Annotated in this window: 19 protein-coding genes; 6 read left to right on the top strand and 13 right to left on the bottom strand. The window is 69.3% G+C overall.

Going from position 1 to position 24,902, the window contains the following annotated elements; all coding sequences use genetic code 11:
* Window positions 1-33: 33 nt before the first annotated feature.
* The 4 genes from CRP45_RS10170 to CRP45_RS10155 form a co-directional block, all read right to left on the bottom strand.
* Window positions 34-1,827 carry an AMP-dependent synthetase/ligase gene (locus CRP45_RS10170; RefSeq protein WP_097244885.1) on the bottom strand — a complete coding sequence of 598 codons (1,794 nt, stop codon included), beginning with the start codon at window positions 1,825-1,827 and terminating at the stop codon, window positions 34-36.
* A 126-nt stretch (window positions 1,828-1,953) separates the two neighbouring features.
* Window positions 1,954-2,871: an alpha/beta hydrolase gene (locus CRP45_RS10165; RefSeq protein WP_097244884.1), complete on the bottom strand. Its 918-nt coding sequence runs from the start codon at window positions 2,869-2,871 to the stop codon at window positions 1,954-1,956.
* Between the two features lie 5 nt (window positions 2,872-2,876).
* Complete coding sequence (locus CRP45_RS10160; RefSeq protein ID WP_067788522.1) at window positions 2,877-3,707, bottom strand: SDR family NAD(P)-dependent oxidoreductase; 831 nt, start codon at window positions 3,705-3,707, stop codon at window positions 2,877-2,879.
* Window positions 3,708-3,711: 4 nt separating this feature from the next.
* Window positions 3,712-5,235 carry a flavin-containing monooxygenase gene (locus CRP45_RS10155; RefSeq protein WP_097244883.1) on the bottom strand — a complete coding sequence of 508 codons (1,524 nt, stop codon included), beginning with the start codon at window positions 5,233-5,235 and terminating at the stop codon, window positions 3,712-3,714.
* A gap of 61 nt (window positions 5,236-5,296) precedes the next feature.
* On the opposite strand from CRP45_RS10155, the gene CRP45_RS10150 reads away from it, so the two are divergent.
* Window positions 5,297-5,941, top strand: a complete 645-nt coding sequence (locus CRP45_RS10150) for a TetR/AcrR family transcriptional regulator (RefSeq protein ID WP_067788526.1) — start codon at window positions 5,297-5,299, stop codon at window positions 5,939-5,941.
* On the opposite strand, the gene CRP45_RS10145 is transcribed toward CRP45_RS10150, so the two are convergent.
* The 4 genes from CRP45_RS10145 to CRP45_RS10130 form a co-directional block, all read right to left on the bottom strand.
* Entirely contained in the window at window positions 5,930-6,835 is a 906-nt protein-coding gene (locus CRP45_RS10145; RefSeq protein WP_179830836.1) for an NAD-dependent epimerase/dehydratase family protein, read from the bottom strand. The two genes, CRP45_RS10150 and CRP45_RS10145, sit on opposite strands and share 12 nt — an antisense overlap.
* Before the next feature lie 5 nt (window positions 6,836-6,840).
* Window positions 6,841-7,383 carry a TerD family protein gene (locus tag CRP45_RS10140; protein WP_245910047.1) on the bottom strand — a complete coding sequence of 181 codons (543 nt, stop codon included), beginning with the start codon at window positions 7,381-7,383 and terminating at the stop codon, window positions 6,841-6,843.
* 351 nt (window positions 7,384-7,734) lie between these two features.
* The gene (locus tag CRP45_RS10135; RefSeq protein ID WP_425436936.1) at window positions 7,735-11,556 is read right to left on the bottom strand and encodes a multifunctional oxoglutarate decarboxylase/oxoglutarate dehydrogenase thiamine pyrophosphate-binding subunit/dihydrolipoyllysine-residue succinyltransferase subunit; all 3,822 of its coding nucleotides are present in this window, start codon (window positions 11,554-11,556) and stop codon (window positions 7,735-7,737) included.
* 175 nt (window positions 11,557-11,731) lie between these two features.
* On the bottom strand, window positions 11,732-15,487 hold the full coding sequence (locus CRP45_RS10130; protein ID WP_097244879.1) for an ABC transporter ATP-binding protein: 3,756 nt from the start codon (window positions 15,485-15,487) through the stop codon (window positions 11,732-11,734).
* 226 nt (window positions 15,488-15,713) lie between these two features.
* Between CRP45_RS10130 and CRP45_RS33280 the strand changes: the two genes are divergently transcribed.
* Window positions 15,714-16,175, top strand: coding sequence for a hypothetical protein (locus CRP45_RS33280; protein ID WP_143861399.1), 462 nt, complete (start codon window positions 15,714-15,716; stop codon window positions 16,173-16,175).
* Here CRP45_RS33280 and CRP45_RS10120 read toward each other — a convergent pair.
* The 4 genes from CRP45_RS10120 to CRP45_RS10105 all read right to left on the bottom strand — a co-directional run bounded on the left by CRP45_RS10120 (window position 16,116) and on the right by CRP45_RS10105 (window position 19,775).
* The gene (locus CRP45_RS10120) at window positions 16,116-16,895 is read right to left on the bottom strand and encodes an ABC transporter permease (RefSeq protein WP_097244877.1); all 780 of its coding nucleotides are present in this window, start codon (window positions 16,893-16,895) and stop codon (window positions 16,116-16,118) included. The two genes, CRP45_RS33280 and CRP45_RS10120, sit on opposite strands and share 60 nt — an antisense overlap.
* Window positions 16,892-17,842, bottom strand: coding sequence for an ABC transporter ATP-binding protein (locus tag CRP45_RS10115; RefSeq protein ID WP_097244876.1), 951 nt, complete (start codon window positions 17,840-17,842; stop codon window positions 16,892-16,894). Before CRP45_RS10115 ends, CRP45_RS10120 begins: the two co-directional genes overlap by 4 nt.
* Window positions 17,839-18,570, bottom strand: a complete 732-nt coding sequence (locus tag CRP45_RS10110) for a hypothetical protein (RefSeq protein ID WP_097245430.1) — start codon at window positions 18,568-18,570, stop codon at window positions 17,839-17,841. Before CRP45_RS10110 ends, CRP45_RS10115 begins: the two co-directional genes overlap by 4 nt.
* 179 nt (window positions 18,571-18,749) lie before the next feature.
* Window positions 18,750-19,775 carry a glutathione S-transferase family protein gene (locus CRP45_RS10105; protein WP_097244875.1) on the bottom strand — a complete coding sequence of 342 codons (1,026 nt, stop codon included), beginning with the start codon at window positions 19,773-19,775 and terminating at the stop codon, window positions 18,750-18,752.
* A 115-nt stretch (window positions 19,776-19,890) separates the two neighbouring features.
* Between CRP45_RS10105 and CRP45_RS10100 the strand changes: the two genes are divergently transcribed.
* Both CRP45_RS10100 and CRP45_RS10095 read left to right on the top strand, forming a co-directional pair.
* Entirely contained in the window at window positions 19,891-20,685 is a 795-nt protein-coding gene (locus CRP45_RS10100; RefSeq protein WP_067788542.1) for an enoyl-CoA hydratase/isomerase family protein, read from the top strand.
* A gap of 97 nt (window positions 20,686-20,782) precedes the next feature.
* The gene (locus tag CRP45_RS10095) at window positions 20,783-22,006 is read left to right on the top strand and encodes a class I adenylate-forming enzyme family protein (RefSeq protein WP_097244874.1); all 1,224 of its coding nucleotides are present in this window, start codon (window positions 20,783-20,785) and stop codon (window positions 22,004-22,006) included.
* Window positions 22,007-22,035: 29 nt separating this feature from the next.
* On the opposite strand, the gene CRP45_RS10090 is transcribed toward CRP45_RS10095, so the two are convergent.
* On the bottom strand, window positions 22,036-22,782 hold the full coding sequence (locus CRP45_RS10090) for a tyrosine-protein phosphatase (protein ID WP_097244873.1): 747 nt from the start codon (window positions 22,780-22,782) through the stop codon (window positions 22,036-22,038).
* Window positions 22,783-23,192: 410 nt separating this feature from the next.
* On the opposite strand from CRP45_RS10090, the gene CRP45_RS10085 reads away from it, so the two are divergent.
* Both CRP45_RS10085 and CRP45_RS10080 read left to right on the top strand, forming a co-directional pair.
* Window positions 23,193-23,672, top strand: a complete 480-nt coding sequence (locus CRP45_RS10085; protein ID WP_245910046.1) for a TetR family transcriptional regulator — start codon at window positions 23,193-23,195, stop codon at window positions 23,670-23,672.
* Window positions 23,673-23,720: 48 nt separating this feature from the next.
* Window positions 23,721-24,899 carry an amino acid deaminase/aldolase gene (locus tag CRP45_RS10080; protein WP_097244872.1) on the top strand — a complete coding sequence of 393 codons (1,179 nt, stop codon included), beginning with the start codon at window positions 23,721-23,723 and terminating at the stop codon, window positions 24,897-24,899.
* The last annotated feature ends 3 nt before the right edge of the window (window positions 24,900-24,902 follow it).

The raw sequence follows: 24,902 nt of genomic DNA, 5'->3' as shown, positions 1-24,902 counted from the left end.
ACTCGCGAACAGCGCCCTTCGGCGATCAGCCGATCAGCTGTAGATCTTCTCCACCTCGGTGGCGTACTGCTTCATCACGACGGCGCGCTTGAGCGACATCTTCGGGGTGAGCTCGCCGCCCTCCTGAGTCCAGTCGACCGCGAGGATGCGGGTCTTCTTGATCTGCTCGGCGTGCGAGACCTTCTTGTTGGTCTCGGCGATCGCGGCGTCGATCTCGGCGACCAGCTCGGCGTTCTCGATCAGCTTCTCGATCGGGGTGTCGGCGGGCAGGCCGTGCCGTTCCTTCCAGCCGGGCAGCGCCTCCGGGTCGAGGGTGATCAGCGCGCCGATGAACGGCTGGCCGTCGCCGACCACCATCACCTGGCTGATCAGCGGGTGCGCCCGCAGCGAGTCCTCGAGCAGCGCGGGGGAGACGTTCTTGCCGCCCGCGGTGACGATGATTTCCTTCTTGCGGCCGGTGATGGTGACGAAGCCGTCGGCGTCGATGGCGCCGAGGTCGCCGGTCTTGAACCAGCCGTCCTCGAAGGCGTCCTCGGTGGCCTCGGCGTTGCCCCAGTAGCCGCCGAACACCACGGAGCCGCGCAGCAGCAGCTCGCCGTCCTCGGCGATCTTGGCGGCGTGGCCCTCGATCGGACGGCCGACGGAGCCGACCCGGATCTGCTCGGGGGTGTTCACGGTGATGGCGGCCGTGGTCTCGGTGAGGCCGTAGCCCTCGTAGATGGTCACGCCGACGCCGCGGAAGAAGTGGCCGAGGCGCGCGCCGAGCGGGCCGCCGCCGGAGACGGCCGCCTCGCACCGACCGCCGAGCGCCGCCCGCAGCTTGCTGTAGACCAGCTTGTCGAAGACGGTGTGCTTAAGCTTGAGCACCAGGCCGGGCCCGCCGTTGTCCAGCGCCTCGCTGTAGGCGATGGCGGTGTCGGCGGCGGCGTCGAAGATCTTGCCCTTGCCGCCGTCGTGCGCCTTCTGCTTGGAGGCGTTGAACTCTTTCTCGAACACGCGCGGCACCGAGAGGATGAAGTGCGGCCGGTAGCTGCCGAACTGGTCGACAAGGGTGGACCAGTCGGAGGTGTGCGCGACGATCACCTTGGCGTCGAAGGCCGTCAGCGCCACCGCGCGCGCGAACACGTGCGCGAGCGGCAGGAACATCAGGGTCTTCTTGCCCTCGGTGATGTACTTCTTCAGCGCGATCCGGTCGGACTTGGACTCCGCGTAGAGGTTCGCGTGGGTGAGCATGACGCCCTTGGGGCGGCCCGTGGTGCCCGAGGTGTAGATCAGGGTGGCGGGCGAGGCGGCGCCGACCTGCGCGCGGCGGTCGTGCACGGCCTGGTCGTCCAGCTCGGCGCCGCGGGCGATCAGCTCGTCGACGGCGCCCTTGTCGATCTGCAGGGTTTCCCGCAGCTCGGGCAGCGAGCCGGCCTCGATCTCGTCGATGGTGGCGCGGTGCTTGTCGTTGTCGACGACGAGCAGCTTGGTCGCCGAGTCCTGCAGGATCCACTTGGCCTGCTCGGCGGCGGAGCTGTCGTAGATGGCGACGGTGCAGCCACCCGCCGCCCAGATGGCGAAGTCGAGCACGGCCCACTCGTACCGCGTGGGGGCCATGATGGCGACCCGGTCGCCGAGTTCGATGCCGGAGGCGATGATGCCCTTGGCCACGCCGGTGACGGTTGTGGCGAACTCCGCCGCCGTGACGTCGCGCCACCCGCCGCTGCCGTTCGGCACATTGAACAGCACCGCGTTCGGCGTCTGCTCGGCGTGGCGGAAGACGTTGTCGGAATTGTTCGCGTCATCCGGAATGGTGTAGGAAGCCGGGACTTCGAACTCTCGCATCAGTGCCCTTCCACGTGGGTTTACTCGCCAGTAATCTACGACACCTTGTGCCGGGCTGTGTCATCGACCACCGAAAATCTCGCTGCTCGGTAATCGGTCGACACTTCCAGGACTCCTTTTGTCGTCTTATCCTAGGTCGCTCGCCGACACCGGCTGGACGGCAGCGCGCAGGAAATCGGATAGTTCGCGCAGGGCGACGGCGGCGGGACGGAACAGTCCGGCCTGCAGTTGCGCGACGTGCCATAGCCCGCGGCTCTCGGTGAACCGCACGTGCACGCCCGCGCCGCGCAGCGCCGCGACCAGCGCGACGCACTGCGCGTGCAGCAGCTCGCTGACGTCGACCTGGACGTAGGTCGGCGGCAGCCCGTGCAGCACCCCGCGTAGCGGCGCGTAGCGGGGATCGTTCCCGTCGCCGTCGCCGAGGTAGGCGGCGGCGCAGGCGCGCGACCACGCCTTGTTGATCACCGTGTCGCCGTCGCGATCGGGGATCTCGTTGGGATCGGTCCACGGCGCGATCAGCCCGAGCGCGGCCGGTGTCATCCCGTGCTCGGCGATCAGCCGCTGCGCGGTGGCCATGCTCAGGCCGCCGCCCGCCGAATCGCCCGCGACGGCGATCTGGTCGGGGCGAAAACCCTTCTCCGACACCAGTTCCAGGAACGCGGCGACCGCGTCCTCCAGTCCCGTCGGGAACGGGTGTTCCGGCGCCATCCGGTAGTCGATGACGTACACCGCGCTGCCGGTGTCGCGGGCCAGCCGCGCCGCCAGCGACCGATGGGTGGCCATCGAGCCGACCGCGTAACCACCGCCGTGCAGGTAGAGCACGGCGGTGGTCGGGTCGGTCGAGTCCGCGATGTGCAGTTCGGCAGGACGAGCGCCGAGCCGCGTCTTGCGCACCGTGACGCCGGAGGGCATCAATTGCAGCGGCGCACCGAGATCCATCAGCTTGCGCTGCACCGTGAACGGCAGTCGAGCGTTCAGCATCAACCGGAAAACCGGCTTCAGCAGCACGCGGCCGACGGGCAGCGGAATGTCGAACTCGCGCATGGTCGTCAGGGCAGGAAGGGCCGGTTCACCGCGGCGGCGATGCGCTGGTAGCCCGAGGCCGTGACGCGCACGAACATGTCGAGCAGCTTGGCCTCCCAGCCGATCAGCACCCGGCCGTGGCCCTTGCGGACGCCCTCGGTGATGGTCTGCGCGGCCATCTCGGGGGTGTGGATGGCCAGCTTCTTGTCGAACATGGACGCGGCGGACTTGCCGTCGATGCCTTCGGCGTAGGTGGCGTTGCGGGCCACCGCGGTCTTGATGCCGCCCGGGTGCACGCAGGTGACCTTGACCGGGTGCTTGCCGACCAGCATCTCCTGGCGCAGCGACTCGGTGAAGCCCCGCACCGCGAATTTGGCCGAGTTGTAAGCGCTTTGGCCAGGCACGGCGATCAGGCCGAACAGGCTGGACACGTTGACCACGTGCCCGTCCCCGGACTCGATGAGCATCGGCAGGAACGCCTTGGTGCCGTTGACGACACCCCAGAAGTCGACGTCCATGATCCGCTCGATGTCCTTGAACTCCGAGCGGAGGACCTCGCCGTGGAAGGCGATGCCCGCGTTGTTGTAGACCTGGTGCACCACGCCGAAGTGCGCCTTCACGGCGTCGGCGTAGAGCAGCACCGCCTCGCGCTCTGCCACGTTCAGCCGATCGGACTTGACCTTCGCGCCCAGCTGTTCGCAGCGGCGCACCGTCTCGGCGAGGCCCTCGGTGTCGATGTCGGAGAGCGCGAGCTTGGCGCCGCGCTTGGCCAGGTTCTCGGCCAGCGCGCGGCCGATGCCGGAGCCTGCTCCGGTGATGACACAGACCTTGTTCTGGAAGTAAGCGTCGTTGCTCACTGGTTCACACTGCTTTCGGTTCGGCGGGCGCGGTTGTCGTCGCGTAGGCGGAGACATCGAATTTCTTTGTCAGCCTACGGAATTGGAAGGTGAAGTCGGGCCACAGCGTCGTATTGTTGCCGTGCTTGTCCAGGTACCAGCTCGCGCAGCCGCCGGTGTTCCACACCGTCTTGCTCAGCTTCGCCTGCAGGTCCCTGTTGTAACTGTCCTGCACCTCGCGGCGCACCTCGACGGTGCGCAGACCAAGGCGGTCGACGGTGGCGAGCGCGTCGGCGATGTAGTTGATCTGGGATTCGATCATGTACACCATCGACGTGTGGCCGAGGCCGACGTTCGGGCCGAGCAGGAAGAACATGTTGGGGAAGTTGGCGATCGCCGAACCCTTGTAGCCCTGCTGGCCGATCTCGTCGAAGACCTCGCTCAGCGTGCGGCCGTCCTTGCCGGTGATGGTCTCGTAGGTCGGCGAGTCGGTGACGTGGAAACCGGTCGCCACGATCAGCGCGTCGATCTCGCGCTCGGTGCCGTCCTTGGTGACGATCGAGCCCGCGCGGATCTCGCGGATGCCGTCGGTGACCACGTCCACGTTGTCGCGGCTCAGCGCCGGGTAGTACTCGTTCGAGATGAGCATGCGCTTGCAGCCGATGCGGAAGTCCGGCGTGACCTTCTTGCGCAGCTCGGGGTCGCGCACCTCGTACTGCAGCTTCGCCTTGGCGAGCAGCTGGAAGCCCTGCATCAGCGCGGGGAACTTGGCGAGACCGACGACCTGGGTCTCGCGGGCGGCGTAGATGGCCGCGCGGGAGAGTCGCTGCACGCCGGGCACGTACTTGAACGCCAGTCGCTCGGCCTTCAGGTACGGCCGGTCCATGCGGGGCAGCAGCCACGGCGCGGTCCGCTGGTAGACGTCCAGCGAGGCGACCTGCGGTGCGATCGAGGGGACGATCTGGATCGCCGAGGCGCCGGTGCCGATGATCGCGACCCGCTTGCCGGTCAGGTCGGCGTCGTGGTTCCAGCGGGCCGAGTGGAAGATCTCGCCCTCGAAGGTGTTGATGCCCTTGATGTCGGGCAGGTTCGGCTCGCAGAGCGCACCGACCGCGGAGACGACGGTGTCGGCGGTGAAATCGCCCTTGCTCGAGGTGATTTCCCACCGCGCGGTGTCGTTGTTCCAGCGCGCACCCGTCACGTCGCAGTCGAAGATGTGCTTGTCGAGCACGTTGTACCTCTTCGCGACGCCCTGGATGTAGGACTGGATCTCGCCCTGCCGGGAGAACGAGCGCGACCAATTCGGGTTGAGCGCAAAGGAATACGAGTACAGGTGCGAGGGGACGTCGCACGCGGCGCCGGGGTAGGTGTTGTCGCGCCAGGTACCGCCCACATCGCTGCCGCGCTCTAGGACCAGGTAATCGTTGCGGCCCTGCTGGCTCAGCCGGATGGCGAGACCCAGACCGGCGAAACCGCTGCCGATGACGATCGTCTTGACGTGGCGAACGGGCCGGTCGCCGACAGCTTTGTCTGTAACCTTGCGACTCATGTAAGCGAGACTACGAGCTTATTGAGCGCGAGTCAACAGCTATTGAGTTTCGTTCAGTAACATGAGTCCCGTGAACAGCAAAAGCACCGGTGAGAACGGCAAGCGGACCCGGCTCAGCCCGGACGAACGCCGTCAGCAGCTGCTCGCGCTGGGCGCCAAGATGCTCGGGGAGCGCACCATCGAGGAACTCTCGGTCAGCGAGATCGCGGCCCAGGCGGGGATCTCGCGGGGTCTGCTGTTCCACTACTTCCCGACCAAGCAGGACTTCCAGCGCGAGGTGGTCCGGCACGCCAACGCCGAGCTGCTCGAGCGGGTGGCGCCGGACCGGTCGCTGAGCATCTTCGACATGCTGCGCGATTCGATCGAGCGCTACGTCGACTACGTCAGCGAGAACCGCACGTCCTACCTCGCGCTGCTGCGCGGCCCGACCAGCGTCAGCCCCGACCTGGTTCCGCTGGTCGACCAGACCCGCGACGCCATCATCGGCATCATCCTCGCCGAGGCCCCGACCCCCATCGACCCCGCCGACCACCCCCGGCTGATGCTCGGCATGCGCGGCTGGATCGCGTTCGTCGAGGAAACCACCCTCACCTGGCTGCGCACCGAACCCATCAGCCGCGAGGAACTCGTCGAACTCCTGGTGGAATCCCTGCTCACCCTGGCGCTGGCGTTGAGCCCCGAGCTGGCCGCCGCACTACAGGGGTGATCCGGAGGTCCACATCTCGCGCAGGATCGATTCGATGTCCCAGGTCGGGTGCCAGTCGAGTTCCCTTGCGGCGCGGGAGTTGTCGCAGATGAGGGTTGGGGGTTCCTGGGCGGCGGGGTGGTGGTCGACCGGGATGGGATGGCCGGTGAGGTGGGCGGTGCGGTCGATCAGGTCGTTGATGCTGGTGCCGGTTCCGCTGCCGATGTTGTAGCGGCGGCAGGCGCCAGGGGCGGGGAGATGGGTGAGGGCGGCGGTGAACGCGCGGGCGGCGTCCTCGATGTGGAGGTAGTCGCGGGTCGCGGTGCCATCGCCGTTGATCGGGAGGCGGGGGCTGGTCCCGGCCGCGACGGCTCGTAGGCGGGGGAGGAGGCGGGTCGGGTCGGTGTCGGCGCCGCCGACGATGTTGGACATGCGCAGGACGATCGCCGCGAGGCGGCCGGTCGCGACCTGGGCGGCGATGGCGGATTCGGCCGCTTGCTTGCTCGCGGCGTACGGGTGGGGCGGTGCGTCGGGGAGGTCCTCGGTCATCGGCTGGACGTCGGTGGCGTAGATCGCGACGGTCGACGCGAAGACCATGTTCTCGACCCCCGCACGTGCCATCGCCTCGAGCAGCGCCACGGTGCCGCCGACGTTGACGTGGAAGTACGGCAGCGGGTCGGCGACCGATTCCCTGGCGCGGGTGAGTCCGGCAAGGTGGCAGACGGCGTCGACATCGCGGACGGCCGCGGTAAGCGATTCCGGCGCACGAAGATCGGCGAACCGGAGCGGCAGTTCGGCTGGGAGACAGGCGCTTTCGCGACGCACCAGCCCGACGACCTCGTGCCCGTCGCGCTGGAGGCGCTCGGCGACCGCGCTGCCGAGATAGCCGCCGGCGCCCGTGACCAGGACTCGCAACGACTTCAGACCAGGAACGGCGCCAGTTGCGGCACCGCCTCGACCGGATGCTCGGCCTGGATCTCCTCGTCGATCGAGCGGTACTCCCAACCCTCTTGGGTGCGAACGAGTTTGCCCGCGAGGAAGCCGGTGTGCGCGTGGATCTTGCTCAGGTTGTAGCGGGCGATCTCGGTCTCGGTCATGCCGTCGATCACCCGGCAGAAGGCGTTGTCGATCTGCTCGAAGGTTTGTCCGGTGTAGCAGGTCACCAGGAGGATCACGGTGGTGACCTGCGGGGCGATCCTGGTCAGGTCCATGGTGATCAGCTCGTCGTCGCCGTCGTCCTCGCCGGTCGTGCTGTCGCCGAGGTGGCGGACCGCCCCGTCCTGCGACATCAGCTGCTCGTGGTACACCACGTCGAGGATCGCGTCGTTCGCGAACAGCAGCGCCGCCGCGTTCAGATCGATGTCCGCCGCCTTCCCAGGCAACCACCGCCGCTTGGCCGCCGGATCCCATCCGACGCCCATCGTCACGAGGGCCAGCGAACCCCCACCCGCATTGGGAACCACGCTCCACCAATCCCTTCCGTCGCGCGACGCGCCCATCACGCCACGTCCCCACCCTATGAGCCGCCGCGCCATCCCGCCGGTAGATCCACCCGCGCCACGCCCGTTCTGCTCGCGGACGGTGCACACCACCGCAAACCGGACATCACCGCAACCATCACCTACGCATCGACCACCATTCGACTACCGAACTCTGCCCGGCCGCCGCGCGTCGGCCGGGAGCGCACGTGTCAGCTCGGGACACAGCAGCGCAGGCCAACGCGCACCAGCTACGGACCGGGAAACGGCGAACGCCGGGGCGAAACCGACTGATGGGCCAGTGGTTTCGCGCCCGGCGCTCGGGACAGCTAGAAATTAGCTGGTGGGGGCGAACGCCTCCGCGACGATCTCCGCCTGCTCGACGGCGTGCACCTTCGACGAACCCGAGGACGGGGCCGACATGGCGCGGCGGGAGATGCGGCGGAGTTTGCCGAGGCGCTCGGGGAGCAGCTCGGGGAGGTTGAGGCCGAAGAAGGGCCAGGCGCCCTGGTTGGCCGGTTCCTCCTGCACCCACGCGATGTCGGTCGCGTTCGGGTACCCCTCGAGGGCTTCGTTCAGGCGGAACTTGGGCAGCGGGTAGAGCTGCTCGATCCGCACGATGGCGATGTCCTCGCGCTTCTGCTTGGTCTTCTCGGCGACCAGCTCGTAGTAGAGCTTGCCGCTGGTCATCAGCACGCGCTTCACCTTGCCGCGGTCGCCGATGCCCTGCTCGTAGGTGGGCTCGTCGAACACGGAGTGGAACTTGGACTCGGTGAAGTCCTTGAGGTCCGACACCACGGCCTTGTTGCGCAGCATCGACTTCGGGGTGAAGACGATCAGCGGACGACGGATGCCGTCGTGCGCGTGGCGGCGCAGCAGGTGGAAGTAGTTCGCCGGGGTGGACGGCACCGCGACGGTCATCGAGCCCTCGGCGCACAGCTGCAGGAAGCGCTCGATGCGGCCGGAGGTGTGGTCCGGACCCTGACCCTCGTGGCCGTGCGGCAGCAGCAGCACGACGTCGGAGAGCTGGCCCCACTTGGCCTCACCGGAGGAGATGAACTCGTCGATGATGGACTGCGCGCCGTTGACGAAGTCGCCGAACTGCGCCTCCCACAGCACCAGCGCGTTCGGGTTGCCCAGCGAGTAGCCGTATTCGAAGCCGACGGCGGCGAATTCGCTCAGCGCCGAGTCGTGCACCGCGAACCAACCAGGGTTCTCGCTGCCGATGTTGTGCAGCGGGGTGTACTCGTCGGCGGTCTTGCGGTCGATGATCACCGCGTGCCGCTGGGTGAAGGTGCCGCGGCGGGAGTCCTGACCGGTCAGGCGCACCGCGCGGCCCTCGTCGATCAGCGTGCCGAAGGCCATCAGCTCGGCGAAGGCCCAGTCGACCTTGCCCTCGTAGGCCATCTCGCGGCGCTTCTCCAGCACCGGCTTGACGCGCGGGTGCACGTTGAAGCCGTCGGGAACGTTGAGGAAGGCGTCGCCGATGCGCTGCAGCACGGCCTTGTCGACCGCGGTCTGCACGGTCGCGGGCACCTTCTGGTCGTCCTCGACCGACTCGCTCGGACCCGGCGGGAACTTCTCCAGTTCGCGGACCTCGTTGAACACGCGCTCCAGCTGGCCTTGGTAGTCGCGCAGCGCGTCCTCGGCCTCTTTCATGGAGATGTCGCCACGGCCGATCAGGCTCTCGGTGTAGCTCTTGCGGACCGAGCGCTTGGTGTCGATGACGTCGTACATGTACGGCTGGGTCATCGACGGGTCGTCGCCCTCGTTGTGGCCGCGACGGCGGTAGCAGATCAGGTCGATGACCACGTCCTTGCGGAACTTCTGGCGGAAGTCGACAGCCAGACGCGCCACCCAGTCGCACGCCTCCGGGTCGTCGCCGTTCACGTGGAAGATCGGCGCGCCGATGAACTTGGCGATGTCGGTGGAGTACTCGGTGGAGCGGCTGTTCTCCGGCGCGGTGGTGAAGCCGATCTGGTTGTTCACCACGATGTGGATGGTGCCGCCGACCCGGTAGCCGCGCAGACCCGAGAGGTTCAGCGTCTCGGCGACAACGCCCTGGCCCGCGAACGCGGCGTCACCGTGCAGCATCAGCGGCATGACGGAGAAGCCCTCGGGGCCGTCGCCCTTGTCGAGCAGGTCCTGCTTGGCGCGGACCAGACCCTCGAGCACGGGGTCGACCGCCTCCAGGTGCGAGGGGTTGGCGGTCAGCGAGACCTCGATCTCGTTGTCGCCGAACATCTGCAGGTAGGTGCCGCGCGCGCCGAGGTGGTACTTCACGTCGCCGGAGCCGTGCGTGGCCGCCGGGTTCATGTTGCCCTCGAACTCGGTGAAGATCTTCGAGTACGGTTTTCCGACGATGTTGGCCAGCACGTTGAGGCGGCCGCGGTGCGGCATGCCGATGACGACCTCGTCGAGCGAGTGCTCGGCGCACTGGTCGATGACCGCGTCCATCATCGGGATGACCGCTTCGGCGCCCTCCAGCGAGAAGCGCTTCTGACCGACGTACTTGGTCTGCAGGAAGGTCTCGAAGGCCTCGGCCGCGTTCAGCCGGTTCAGGATGTACTTCTGCTGCGCGACGGTCGGCTTGACGTGCTTCTGCTCGACGCGCTCCTGGATCCACTGCAACTGGTCGGTTTCCAGGATGTGCATGTACTCGACGCCGATGTGGCGGCAGTACGCGTCGCGCAGCACCGAGAGCACGTCGCGCAGCTTCATCCGCTCCTGGCCGTGGAAGCCCGCGACGTTGAACTCGCGGTCCAGGTCCCACAGGGTGAGGCCGTGCTGGGTGACGTCCAGGTCCGGGTGGCTGCGGAACTTGTCCTTGATCAGGCGCAACGGGTCGGTGTCGGCCATCAGGTGGCCGCGGTTGCGGTAGGCGGCGATCAGCTCGAGCACGCGCGAGCTCTTGTCGACGCCGCGCTCCTTGACGTCCTTGCGCCAGCGCACCGGCTCGTACGGCACGCCGAGGCCGTGGAAGATCTCGTCGTAGAACTCGTCGGAGATCAGCAGCTGGTGGATGGTGCGCAGGAAGTCACCGGACTCCGCGCCCTGGATGATGCGGTGGTCGTAGGTGGAGGTCAGCGTCATCAGCTTGCCGACGCCCAGGTCGGCGACGCGCTCGTCGCTCATGCCCTGGAACTCGGCCGGGTACTCCATGGCGCCTGCGCCGATGATCGCGCCCTGACCGTTCATCAGGCGGGGCACCGAGTGCACGGTGCCGATGGTGCCCGGGTTGGTCAGCGAGATGGTGACGCCGGAGAAGTCCTCGGCGGTCAGCTTGCCGTCGCGGGCGCGCCGGACGATGTCCTCGTAGGCGGTGTGGAACTGCCCGAAGGTCATCTCCTCGGTGCCCTTGATGGCCGCGACGACCAGCGAGCGGTTGCCGTCCTTGCCGGGAAGGTCGATGGCGAGGCCGAGGTTGGTGTGCGCGGGGGTGACCGCGTTCGGCTTGCCGTCGATCTCGGCGTAGTGCCGGTTCATGTTCGGGAACGCCTTCACCGCCTGCACGATGGCGTAGCCGAGCAGGTGGGTGAAGGAGATCTTGCCGCCGCGCGTGCGGGCGAGGTGGTTGTTGATGACCAGACGGTTGTCGATCATCAGCTTGGCCGGAATGGCGCGGACCGAGGTCGCGGTCGGGATGGCCAGCGACGCCGACATGTTCTTCGCGACGGCCGCCGCGGCGCCGCGTAGCACCCTCGCCTCGTCCGCGGCCTCGGTCGGCTTGGGGCCGCCGGAGGTCGGCGCGGCGTTTGAGGTCGGCGCCGGGGTGGTCTGGGGTGCGCGCGCGGCGGTGGCCTTCGCCGCGGTCGCGGGCTTGGCGGCGGGCGCGGGAGCCGGAGCGGGCTTGGCGGCGGCCGGGGCGGGCTTGGCGGCGGGCGCGGGAGCCGGAGCGGGCTTGGCGGCGGCCGGGGCGGGCTTCGCGGCTGGGGCGGGCGCGGAGTTCTTGGTCGGCGCGGCGGTCCGAGTCGGCGCAGTCTGGGTCGGCGCGGCGTTCTGGGTCGGCGCAGTGGTCTGAGTCGGCGCAGTGGTCTGAGTCGGCGCAGTGGGCTGCGAGTTGGTGGCGTCGCCGCTCGCTTCGGGGGTGTAGTCGGCGAGGAACTCGTGCCAACTCTCATCGACGGATGATGGATCCTGTTTGTACTTCTGATACATCTCGTCGACTAGCCACTGGTTCTGTCCGAACTGGGAAGTTGAGCTGCTCACAGCAGGTGTTCGCCTCATTTCGTTCTTCGCGCTGCGACGTTTGTGACGTGCCCGGCATGGGGATCAGCGGATGCGCGCCGATGGACCCTCTGTCGAGGATATGCCCAGCGGCAAATCGACGAAGCTACCCACCACCGGACAGACCCAAACTCTTCTGTGCAGACTCGTCCGGGTCCGAGAATATTCCTCCCGTTTCGCGGGCCGCCGCCCAGAGGCGGGTATAGGTTCCGCCCGCCGCGACCAGGTCGGCGTGCGTCCCGAATTCCGTGATCCGTCCCCGCTCGACGACCGCGATCCGATCGGCGCGCGCGGCCGTGCCGAGCCGGTGCGCGACGACGACCGTGGTGCGGCCACGGGCCAGCGATCTGCTCGCTACCAGCACCGACGACTCGGTTTCCGGGTCGAGCGTCGCGGTGGCCTCGTCAAGCAGCAACAGGTCTGGACGGACCAGTTCGGCACGGGCGAGGGCGATCAACTGACGTTGGCCTGCCGACAGTCCGCGGCCGCGTTCGCCGACCGGTTGCCGCAGTCCGAGGGGTAGCGCGGCGATCATGTCGGCCGCACCGACCGCCGCCGCCGCGTCGCGGATCTGTTCCGGTGTTGCGGATGGTTGTCCGAATGCAATGTTGCTGGCGACGTCGCCGGTGAAGAGGTGAGCTTCTTGGGGGACGATGCCGAGCCGGGAACGGTAGTCGGCGAGGCGGTAATCGCGGAGGTCTACACCGTCGACGACGATCGCTCCGGTGTAGACCTCGCCCGCGCCGGACTTCGCGCGGACCGGCTCGGCGTCGCTCGGCTCGGCGTCCGCGCCGTCGGCGGGCGAGTCGGCGTCGAGTGGTGCGCGCGGTAGGTCGTAGAGGCGGGCGAGCAGCTTGACGATCGTCGACTTGCCCGCGCCCGTCGGCCCGACCAGCGCCAGCGTCGACCCGGCCGGAATGCGCAGCTCGACGTCGTCCAGTGCCGGAGTCTCGGTTCCCGGATAGCGGAAGCGCACATGATCGAGCACGACCTCGCCGCGCAGGCCGTCGGGGATCGCCACCGCGTCCGGCGGATCAGCGGCGATCGAGGACGGCGTGCGCAGCAGCTCGCCGATGCGGCGCAGCCCTACCCTTGCCTGCTGGTAGCCGTCGAAGACCTGCGACAACTGCATGATCGGACCGAACAGCAGCTCGAGATACAGCACGAAGGCGACAAGCGTGCCCGCGCTGGTCGCGCCGACGGCGACCTCCCGCGCGCCGACGAACACCACCGCGGCCAGCGCAAGGTCGGCCCAGGCGATGACGAAGGCGAAGTACAGCGCGATCGCCCGCTGCGCCCGCATCCTGGAGTTGCGGTAGCGCTCGGAGTATTCGGCGAACCGCCGCGCCGCGCGGGGTTCGTGGCGGTTGGCCTGCACCGCGCGCAGGCCCGTGACGTTCTCCTGGAAGTCGGCGTTCACCGTGGACACGCGTTCCCGCGAGACCGTGTAGGCCGTCGAGGAGAAGCGCCGGAAGATCACCGTCGCCACGACCAGCGGCGGCAGGGCGAGCAGCGCGACCACCGCGAGGGAGAGGTCGATGACCAGCAGCGCCACCGCGATGCCGAGCAAGGTGAGCGCGCCGATGAGGGTGGTCGCCACGCCGGTCTGCAGGAAGCTGGACAGCGCGTCCACGTCGGTGGTCATCCTGGTCATGATCCGGCCGGACAGTTCCCGCTCGTAGTAGTCGAGGCCGAGCCGTTGCAGATGCGCGTAACTGCGCACGCGAAGGCCGTAGAGGACGCGTTCGCCGGTGCGCGCGGTGAGCACGATGGTCGCCGCGCCGACCGCGAAGCCCGCCACGAGCAGCGCGACGCCGAGCGCAGCGGCCCGCAGGAGCGCGTCGGACTGTCCGGCGGTGACGCCCGAATCGATGGCGTAGCGCACCAGCGCGGGGAAGGCCACGCCGACGAGCGCGTCCAGCGCGAGCAGGCTCACCACCGTCAGCACCAGCCACCGCACCGGGCGCATCAGTCGCGTCAGCCGGAAGCCGGGGTCGGGTTCGCGCAGCGCACGGTCGTCGAGGCCCGGTTCCTCGGTGGCGGGCGGGAGTTCCTCGATGGTCCGGCGCAGCTCGGGTGTTTCGGCCAGGTCCGCGGCCGCCGCACCGAAGCCGCCTGCCCGACCGGTGGCGCGCGGCGCTCTGGTCGGCTCCTCGGGTTCGATCGTCGCGGACACCGGCCGGTGGGCGGGCGCGGGCAGTCGGACGACCCGGTCGGCGTGGGCCAGCGTCGACTCGCGGTGCGCCAGGATGATCGTCGTCCGGCCGCCGCGGTCGGGCAAGGTGTCGAAGATGGCGGCCTCGGTGACCGCGTCCACCGCGGAGGTGGCATCGTCCAGCACCAGGATGCGCGGACGGGCCAGCAGCACCCTGGCCAGCGCGATGCGCTGCCGCTGACCACCGGAGAGGGTGAGCCCGCGCTCGCCGACGACGGTGTCGTATCCATCGGGCAGTTCGCCGATGAAGTCGTCGGCGGCGGCCAGCTTGGCGGCCTGCCTGATCTCCGCGTCGGTGGCGTCCGGGCTGCCGAGGGCGATGTTGGCGGCGATGGTGTCGGAGAACAGGAACGGATCGTCGAACACCACGCCGACGGCGGCGCGCAGGTCGGCGGCGGCCACGTCGGCGATGTCGACCGGTTTCCCGGCGTCGGGTCCGTCGCCGAAGAGCCGGATGCGCCCGGAGTCGGGCGCGTAGAAGCGCGGCAGCAGCAGCGAGAGCGTCGTCTTGCCCGACCCTGCGGGTCCGATGATCGCGACCGTCTCGCCGGGGCGCACAGTGAGGTCGAGATCGCGCAGGATCGGCAGGTCCGGATCGAAACCGAAAGTGAGCGAATCGATCTCGACACCGAGCGGGCCGTCCGGCAGCGCGGCGGGCACCGGCGGATCGGCGATCACCGGCGCGGCGTCGATGACCTGGAAGACGCGCTCGGCGGCGGCGCGGGTCAGCTGCGCGAGGATGACCACCGACGACATGGCGCGGGTCGCCGATGTCATGGTCGCGACGTAGGCGGCGAAGGCGAGGAAGGTGCCGAGCCCGATGGAGCCACGCAGCGCCAGCCAGCCGCCGAACGCGATCACGCCGACCAGCCCGGCCTGCGGTATCGCCGCGACCACCGGCGCGAAGCGGGAGTCCACCCTGGCCGCGCGCATGCGTTCGGCGAAGAGCCTGCGGGCGTGCCCTTCCAGCACGTCGACCATCCGGGCCTCCTGCCCGAAGCCCTTGACCACCCGCACCCCGGTGACCGTCTCCTCGACGTGCTGGGCCAGGTCGGCGGCCCGCTGCTGCGCCGACCAGGTCGCCGCGAACAGTCGCGGCCGCATTCGATAGACCACGGCGGCGATGCCGGGCACCACGAGCAGCGCGACCACCGCCAGCGGCGGCGAGAGCCACAGCATCACCCCGGCCGCGAGCAGGAACTGCAACAGCGCCATACCGGAGAGCGGCACCATCGCCAGCAGACCCTGCACCAGCTGCAGGTCCGTGATCGAGCGGGAGACCACCTGACCGGTGCGCAGCGCGTCCTGACCAGCGCCGTCCAGTCGCTGCAGCGAACCGAGCAACCGCACCCGCAGGCCGTGCTGGACATCGAGCGAGAGACGGCCCGCGAGCAGCCGCCTGCCGAACGCGGCGGCGAACCGCCCGGCGGCGAGCAAGGCGAGCAGCGCGGCGATCACGCCGATCACCTCGGTGTCGCCGACACCGGCCGCGTCGACGGCGCGCTTGGTCAGCAGCGGCGCTGCCACCTCCACCAGCGCACCCGCCAGCACCGCCGCCGCGACGCCCGCGATGGTGCCGGGATGCGACCGGCTCTCGGCCCACAGCCGCCGTATCCAGCCCCGCCCCGTCGTGCTCTGCTCAGTCAATTGCGCTGTTCACCGTCCGTTCCTCATCTCCCCGAAAATCTGCGCGTGGCCCGGAGGCACGTGTGGTGGGCGCTCCCGGGCGAACTCCGTCCTCTGCCCGCGCATGGCCGGAGCGAAGGCGGAGGTACGCCTTCGAAGGTAACGACGCGCGGCGACACACCGCTTGTTCCCGGAGTCTGCCCACCGGCCTTGGCGTGTCCTCGAGCGCGGATCTAATCTCGCCGCCATGACAACGCAGGGGGATTTCTCACGACGCTTTCACCAACTCCGGCACGACGTCGACGATGTCTACGAACAGGTCGGCGAACTGCAACGCCAGGTGCACCACGGATTCCGCAAGGTCGACAAGCGATTCGGCAAGATCGAGACCCGGCTCGACGGGATCGATACGCGGCTGGACGGAATGGATTCGCGGTTCGACGGAATGGATTCGCGGTTCGACGGGATCGATGCGCGGCTGGACGGAATGGATTCGCGGTTCGACGGGATCGATGCGCGGCTGGACGGGATGGATTCGCGGTTCGACGGGATGGATTCGCGACTGCACCAGATCGAGCACGGCGTCGGGGAGATTCTCCGGATGCTGCGCGGCGGGCGCGGGGTCGCGCCCTCGGGTGACGGCCGGGTCTCACATATCCCGGCTGCGCAGCTGCCACCAGCCCGCGCCGGCGATTCCGATCGTCCATAGCAGTAGGACGACGAAGGCGGCCGGGGTCGGGGCCAGGATGTCGCTGTCGGGGAAGGAGCCGACGGCCACGGTGGCGATGGTCGCCGACCCCGGCAGCAGGGTGACCACGCCACCGAGCCCGATCCCGTTGGCCACCAACCAGATCAGCGGTTCGACGACGAGCAGCCAGCCGAGGATCAGCGCGACCGCGCCGGTGGATTGGCGCAGCAGCAGCCCGAGTCCGGCGCCGAGCAGCGACCAGCAGACCGCGGCGAGCAGACCGGTGCCCAAGACCGCGAGCAATCGGGTGCCGAATTCGAACTTGCCCCGGCCGAACGCCACCAGGCAGGCGAACGCGCAGACCTCGACCAGCACCGCGACCGCCAGCGTGGACGCGCCGGTGACCAGCAGCTTGGCCGCCGCGAGCCGATCGCGGTCCGCGGTGAACAGCGAGGTCACCGGCATGCTCCGATAGCGGAACTCGCCGCCCGCCCCCGCGGCGCCGAACACGGCGGCGGCCAGGATCGTCGCGGCCAACGCGAGATACAGCCCGATGGTCGCGGCCCCGGTGGCCAGCGCGGATTTCGGGTCCGCGGGCCCGGCCATCAGCGCGGTCACCGTCGCGGCGACCAGCGCGACGGCGGGCAGCGTCACCCCGAGCGCCAGGCACCAGCGCAGCGTGTAGACCTTGCGGACCTCGGAGTTGACCGGCGGCACCAGGTCCGGTGGCAGAGTGATCATCGCGGAATCCCGTAGGGCGTCGGCTGCGGATGGGGTGCGTGCGCCGCGGGCGGCGGGAACATCGGCGCCGCGGTCTTGCTCGGTTTCGTCAGAGAGGCGAGGACCCGGTCGGGGTGGATCGGATCGGGTGTGACGTTGTCCAGCCGCACACCGGCGGCCTTGGCCGCGTCGGCGATCTCGGCCTCGCTCGCCTCGGCCACCGCGAGCCGCCCGTCCGGGCGGATGACCGCGTCGGTGTAGCCGCGCGCGGCGAGCATCGTGGCCAGCGCCACCGGGGTGGACGCGGCGACCACCAGCCGGTCGGGGTGATTGCGGCGCAGTTTCGCGGGCGTGCCCTGGTAGACCACCGAACCCTCGCTCACCACGATCAGCTGATCGGCCATCGCCACCACGGAGGCGAGGCTCGCGCTGGACAGCAGCACCGTGCCGCCGCGGCGGGTGTGCCTGCGCAGGAAGTCGTGCAGCCAGCCGCGTTCGGCGGGATCGAGTCCCTCGGTCGGCTCGTCCAGGATCAGCACCGCCGGATCGGTGAGCAACGCGGTCGCCAGCGCCAGCCTGGTCTGCTGACCGATCGAGAGCGCGCCCGCCTTGACGCGCGCCGCCTCCTTCATGCCGACCGCCTCGAGCACCGCGTCGACCCGCGCGTCCGGAACTCCGGCCGCGGCCGCGTACACCAGCAGGTGGTCGCGGGCGGCGCGCCCCGGATGCAGTCCGCGCGGCGCGAGCATCCCGCCCACCGGCGACGCGGTGATCTCCGCGCTACCCGAGGACGGTTCGAGCAGACCGAGCAGGATCCGCAGAATGGTGGTCTTGCCCGAGCCCGCCGGACCGACCAGTGCCGCGGTGCTCCCTGCGAAAACGCTGAAGCCGACGTTCTCGACGGCCGAACCGAGCTCGTACCGCTTGCTCAGGCCGCGAACGACCAAAGACGTTGTGGCTTGGGTCATTTCGGGTCGGCGGGGAAGCGTGGCGGGGTGGCGTCGAGCGCGGGCAGCGGATCGGCCTCGACGACGAGCTGCCGGTTGATCGGCCAGAAGGCCGGCGCGGGCCCGAAGGCCTTCTGCGCGTTGTGCACCGTGGTCTTGCCGAGGGCCCTGTTGCCGACGCCGCCGATCACCGCGCCGATGCCCATCGGGATCACCTTGCCCGCCATCAGCGCCATCCGCTTGGTGAGGAACCGCACGATGAACCGCTTCATCAGCGTGTCGTTCATGCCGGACAGGCCGGGCACGCGGTTGGCGAGCAGGGTGCCCCAGTTCTTGGCCGACCGCCCGACCGAGCGCTCCACGATCTCCATGCCGGAATCGCCGAGTACCACGGCCAGCACCAGTGCCCTGCGCTGCTCTTTGGCCTCCGGCGCGACGCCGTGCACCGCGGCGATCGCCAGCGTGTACAGCGCCGAGGCTTCCAGGAAGAACGCCGTCTCCGCGGTGATGGTGGCCAGCGAGGCGACCGTGCCGACGCCGGGCATGGCCGCGGTCGCGCCCGCCGCGGTGCCGCTGCCGGTCACCGCGAGCAGGTACTGGCGCTCGATCCTGGCGAGGATCTGCGCCGGGGTCTCGTCGGGGTGCGCGCGCCTGATCCGATCGATGTACTTCTCGACCGCGGGCGCCTGCAGCTTCGACCCGTTCTCGAGCAAGGCGACCACGGTCTTCTCGAACCCGCTGTGCCGCATCGGCAACACCCCTTAAGTCTCAGCCTTCGCTGCCAGAACTCTATGGCACCGAACCATCGTCGGCCCAACACGACAACGAACCGGCTCGTGTTCCGGGTTCCCGTGGCGCGCCACCCGAAACGACGGCCTCGGCGTCCGCCCTCGCTCCGGCCACGTGCGGGTTCCGGGACAGGCTCGGCCTAGGCCGGGCCGCGCAGGGCGGGCACCCGCTCCGACAGCGGCGGCGGTGGCGGCGGGGTGCCCTCGCCGAACGGCCTCCCTCCCAGCTCGTCGCGGCCGTGCGGGGTCAGCCAATTGATCGGGTCGGGCCCCTTCGGGACCACCTTCGTCGGGTTGATGTCGGTGTGCACCACGTAGTAGTGCGTCTTGATCTGGGCGAAGTCGATGGTGTCGCCGAAACCGGGGGTTTGGTACAGGTCGCGGGCGTAGGCCCACAGCACCGGCATCTCGCTCAGCTTCTGCCTGTTGCACTTGAAGTGTCCGTGGTAGACGGCGTCGAAGCGGACCAGCGTGGTGAACAGCCGCACGTCCGCCTCGGTGATGGTGTCGCCGACCAGGAAGCGTTGTCCGGCAAGGCGATCCGAGAGCCAGTCCAGCCGCGCGAAGAGCCGGTCGTAGGCCGCCTCGTAGGCGTCCTGGGCGCCTGCGAAGCCGCAGCGGTAGACGCCGTTGTTCACGTCGCGGAAGACGACGTCGTTGACCTCGTCGATCTCGGCCCGCAGCGACTCGGGGTACAGCTGGGGCGCGCCTTCCCGGTGGAACTTGGTCCATTCGGTGGAGAAGTCCAGCGTGATCCTGGCGTAGTCGTTGGTGACCACCTGACCGGTCGGAATGTCGACCAGCGCCGGGACGGTGATGCCGCGCGGGTAGTCGGGGAACCGGGCCAGGTACGCGTCGCGCAGTCGCGGGATGCCGAGCACCGGGTCCACGCCGCCGGGATCGAGATCGAAGGTCCAGCTCAGCTTGTCGTGGGTGGGACCGCACAGGCCGAGCGAAAGCACGTCCTCCAGGCCGAGCAGCCTGCGCACGATGAGCGTGCGATTGGCCCACGGGCACGCGCGCGCCGCGACCAGCCGATACCGGCCCGGCTCCACCGGATAACCGTCGCGTCCGTCGGCCGTGACGCGGGTCGTGATGTAGTTGGTGTCCCGCTTGAACTCACCCGGTTCGACGTACGAACCGCTTTCCGATGCCGCCTTGGTCACCTGCTCAGTCTGGCAGATTCAGGACTTAGGCTGACCCAATGAGCGAACGAAGTGAGCGAATCATGTTTCAGCGTGCATCGCGCATGCCGGAGCCGAGCGCTAGCGAGGCGCAGGCATGAGCGATACGAAGCCCACTCGGCTGGAACGGGAAAGCACCGACGGCGGCGCGGAGGTCGCCGTCCTGACGCTGGCCCATCCGCCGCTGAACCTCTTCGACCAGGCGATGTTCGACGCGCTGGTGCAGGACATCGCCGACCTGAGCGCGAATCCGCCGCGCGCGCTGTTGCTGCGCGCGGAGGGCAAGGTGGTCTCCGGCGGCGTCGACGTGCACGTCTTCGAGGGTCTGACCACCGAGCAGGGCGCCGAGCTGTGGCGTTCGCTGTTCGCGCGGATCATCCATCCGCTGGAAGCGTTGCCCTGCCCTGTGCTGTTCGCCGCGCACGGCCTCACCCTGACCGCCGCTTTCGAGATCGCGCTGGCCTGCGACATCATCCTTGCCGCGCCGAAGGCGAAGTTCGGCCTGGTGGAGACGGTGGTCGGGCTGACACCGTCGATGGGCGGCCCGCAGCGGCTCGCCGAGCGCGCCGGGTCGGGTCGGGCGCGGGAATTCGTGATGACCGGCGATCTCTACGACGCGGCGACCATGGCCGAGTGGGGTGTGGTCAACGGCGTGCACGAGGACGTGGACGGTGCGGCGCGGGAGCTCGCGCACCGGCTGGCGCAGGGCCCGACCAAGGCGCACGCGGCGACCAAGCGGATCGTCGAGGCCTGGCGCTCCGGCGGTGTGGCGCACGCCGATTCGGTGACCCCCGAGGTGTCCGGCGAACTCTTCGCCACCGACGATCTGCGTGGCGCGGTGCGCAGCTTCCTCGAGGTCGGACCGGGCAAGGCGACGTACACCGGCCGGTGACGGCGGGGACACGGTAATTCGACTATTCCCGCGAAATTGTGATCCGCGTCATATAGTCGCAGGTGCCTGGCAGCTAAAGGCATCGCGCGGAGGACAAATGTCGCAGCTCTTGGTCGAATACCCCTTGACGAACTCGCCCGCGTGTGGAAACCCGCTGGCTCGCGGCGCGGACGGCGTGCTGCGCTACGGCAACCTCACCCCGGCGCTCACCGAGCTGCTCGATCTACAGGTGCACGCCTTCGCGGCGCGCGAGGCGGTCGTCGAGCTCGGTGGGCCCCGGCTCACCTACCGGGAGCTGTGGCACTCGGCCTCGCGCATCGCAGGTGGCCTGCAGGAACACGGCGTCGGCTACGGCGACCGGGTTGCCATCCACATGCCAGCGGGCGCGCGCTGGGTGCAGGCGTTCCTCGGGGCGCTGCTCAGCGGCGCGGTGCCGGTGCTGGTGCACGACGGGCTTCCCGCGAAGGTGGCCGAGCAGGTGATCGCCGACAGCAAGGCGGATTTCGTATTCGGTCGCGGCGCCCGCGGCGGTGAGGTGGAGCTGCCCGACGGCGCCGCGTTCATCGACGACGGCGCGGCGCTCAACGATCTCGCCCTGCTCTGCTACACCAGCGGCACCCGCAAGGGCGTCGAACTGACCAACGAGAACCTGCTCTCGGCGGTCCGCTCGGTGGTCGCCGCGCTGGACCTGCCCACCGACGGTGTGCGCAATCTGGTGCTTCCGCCGCTGGCGCACGCCAGCGGATGCGTCGACCAGCTGCTGCCCACCTTCGCCGTCGGCGGCACCGTGGTGCTCGCCCCGGACGGCCGCGACCTCGCCGAAGCCATTGTGGCCGAACGGATCGACATGGTCTCGGGCACGCCGCGCATCTTCGCGGGCCTGCTTCCCGAGCTTGCCGCGCTGCGCGCCGACGGCGTGCCCACCGAGGGCATCAGCCGGGTCAGCAGCGCGGGGCATCGCGCCGAACGGACCGCGAGCGGTCTGGCCGCCGCGCTGCGCGACGCGTTCCCCTCGGCCAGGCACTGGTCGGTGTGGGGCGCCACCGAGACGAGCGGCATCGGCCTCGCCGTGGACGACACCGAGACCCCCGCCGACGCGGGCCGGATCCTCGGATTCCCGTTCGGCGGTACCGAATTGGCGCTCTGGGGTCCGCAGGCCGGAGCCGGACATGGCGAATTGCTCTGTCGCGGACCGAATGTCACCCGGCGGTACTGGAACGACCCGGAGACCACCGCGCACCGGTTCACGGGCAGCTGGTTCCACACCGGCGACCAGGTGTCGATCGACGCGCACGGCCTCGTCCGGCGCGAAATCGCCTGAGCCGTCGGCTGGTCCGACCGAGCAGGGGACTATTCCAGCATCCGGTCGCGCAACCGCGCGCGCAGCTCGGGCGTCAGCCCGACGACATCGAGGTAGCGGTCGAAGTCACCGTGCAGTTGCCGTACCGATTCCAGCGACTCGCCCAGGTATTCCTCGCGCACGCCGAGCAGGTCTTCGGAGAAGCTCGCGCCAGGCGGCAGGGTGGGCTCGATCAACGCGCGCAGCGGCTCGACGGCCTCGTTGCTGAGCAGGTAGTCGGCGAGCACGTCCTCCTCGACGACGCCCACCGCGCGGAGCAGCGTCGCCACCGCCCAGCCGGTGCGATCCTTGCCCGCGGCGCAGTGCACCAGCACCGCGCCGTCCCCGCGCACGATGGACTCCGCGATCGAGACGATCGCCGAGTTCGCCTCCGGCAGCGCGGGGAACTCGCGGTAGACCTCGAGCATGTGGTCGAACGCGGAGCCGGTGCGCGACTCGTGCGGCGGAGCCTCGCCCATCCGCGAGTCGAAGGGCGTCACGCTGCGCCGCACGCCGTCGGGCAGGTTGTCGTGGCCCATGTGGTCGATCTCCCGCACGCCGCGCAGGTCGAAGACCTCGCTGACGCCGAGTTCGCGCAGCGTGCGGTGGCCGTCCGCGTCGAGGCCGCTGAGCTGCGCCGAACGAAGCAGCACACCGGGGCGCACCTTGGCGCCGTCGGCCGTGCGCAGGCCGCCGGTGTCGCGGAAGTTGAACGTGCCGGAGAGGAAGAACTGATCGGCGGGAGGCGGGAGAGTCACCGATCCAGGCTATCGGCCGCCTGTAGAGGGGCGGTGTCGTTCCCGGATCGAAAGCCGAACACCCGGATGAACCGGTTCTACGGCGCTATTGTGCGCTTTGCCACAGTGGCGGCAGGTGCGGCGTCGCGGACCGTAAGGTGAAACATTGTGTGTCTTCCGGCCGCGAGGGTCCGGGAGTCGCCCAGGAACGCCGATTGGTGGGGACACTGCAGCGTTGCAGAGTCATTCCGTTTGGGTAACAAAACATTCTTTCAGTCTGGAATACCCGCTGAACCCGTTCTCAAACCCCGAAAACCCTCTACCATTGATGAACGTTGGACCGGGCAGCCTGGGGATTTCTGGCAGCTCGCCAAAGTTCAGCGAGTCGCGCCATCGGAGGTGCGCGAGTTCTTTCGCCGAGGGAGTCGTCGTTGAGCGCACGTGGAGAAACAGTGGAGAGTCGGTTGCGGCCGACGATCTGCGAGGCCGTGGAGAAAGCGGCCGCCTCGCTCGATATCACCGGAGTGCGGGCACTGCGGGTGCTGTTGCACGCCGGTGTCACCGCGTACTGGCCGCTGGTCAAGGCGGCGCCGACCAAACAGATCCGTGCCTACGAGGCGACCGTGCAGACGCTGCGCGAGCACTGGGAGGTCCGGCCCGAACCCGAACCCGATCCGGTCGCCGCGGCCATGTTCCGCGAGATGGACGCCGAGGTCGGCAACTTCCTGCGGCTCTGCGCCGATCGCTCGGGGACCCAGTGGCTGGAACCGGTGGACGACATCGCCACCTACGTGGTGTCGGTCCTGCAGGGCGCCGTGCTGCGCTGGCTGGCCGACTGCAACGACGAGACGACCCTGGTGGTATCGGACGACCTGGTGAGCGGGTTGGCCACCCGGGCCGCCGAAGTCTGACTCGACCAATACTGGACGTGTGACCAGTTTGGTGGTTGAGTTGTCCGGGTGAGCGAGACATCGCCGATCGCCGGACTGCACGCCGCCACCGCCGACCTCGACCCGCCGCTGGCCGCGCTCGATCTGACCGCGCTGCGCGCCAATGCCGCCGATCTGGTCCGCCGCGCGAACGGCGTCCCGATCCGGGTCGCCAGCAAATCCGTGCGCTGCCGCGCCGTCCTGGAAGCCGTACTCGGCGGTGATCTGACCGCCGCCGACGGCTTCGCGGGCATCATGTCCTACTCCCTGCGCGAGGCGCTCTGGCTGGCCGGTCTCGGCGCCCGCGACATCCTGCTCGGCTACCCGACCGTCGACCGCGCTGCTCTCGCCGACCTGGCCGCCGACGACACCTTGCTCGGCGCGATCACCCTCATGATCGACGACGTCGACCAGCTCGACCTGATCCGCGCTGCCGTCGGCACCGACCGGGTGCGGCCACGCGTCTGCCTGGACGTGGACGCGTCGCTGCGGATCGGACCGCTGCACTTAGGCGTGCGCCGCTCACCGATCCGCACCCCCGAACAAGCCGCCGCGCTGGGCCGTGCCGCGCTCGACCGCGGCTTCGAGGTGGTCGGCGTGATGACCTACGAGGCGCAGATCGCCGGCTTGCCCGACAGCAATGTCGCGGTGCGGCTGGTCAAGCGGGCCTCGGCCGCCGAGATCGCCAAGCGCAGGGCGCGGGTGCTCGAGGCGGTGCGCTCGGTGGTCGGCAAGTTGGAGATCGTCAACAGCGGCGGCACCGGTTCCATCGAGGTCAGCATCGCCGATCCGGATGTCACCGAGGCGACCGCGGGTTCGGGGCTCTACGTGCCGACGCTGTTCGATCACTACCGCGCCTTCACCCCGCGGCCCGCCCTGTTCTTCGCGACCCCGGTGCTGCGCAAGCCGACGCCGTCCATCGCGACGGTGTTCGCGGGCGGCTACATCGCCTCCGGTCCGACCGGCGCGTCCCGGGTGCCGAAACCGGTGTGGCCCAGCGGGTTACGTCTGATCGGCACCGAGGGTGCCGGCGAGGTGCAGACGCCGCTGTCCGCCGCGTCCGAACTGCGCATCGGCGACCGGGTGTGGTTCCGGCACGCCAAGGCCGGTGAACTGTGCGAGCGGTTCGATCGGGTACACCTCGTCGAGGCGGACGGCAGTCGCCGTAGCGTGCCCACCTACCGCGGCGAAGGCAAGAACTTCGGCTGAGCC

This window comes from Nocardia amikacinitolerans, from assembly GCF_900215415.1.
In the GTDB taxonomy this organism is placed as follows: domain Bacteria; phylum Actinomycetota; class Actinomycetes; order Mycobacteriales; family Mycobacteriaceae; genus Nocardia; species Nocardia amikacinitolerans.
Note: the sequence above shows the minus strand (reverse complement) of the source record. Positions and strands in the feature narration are given on the sequence as shown.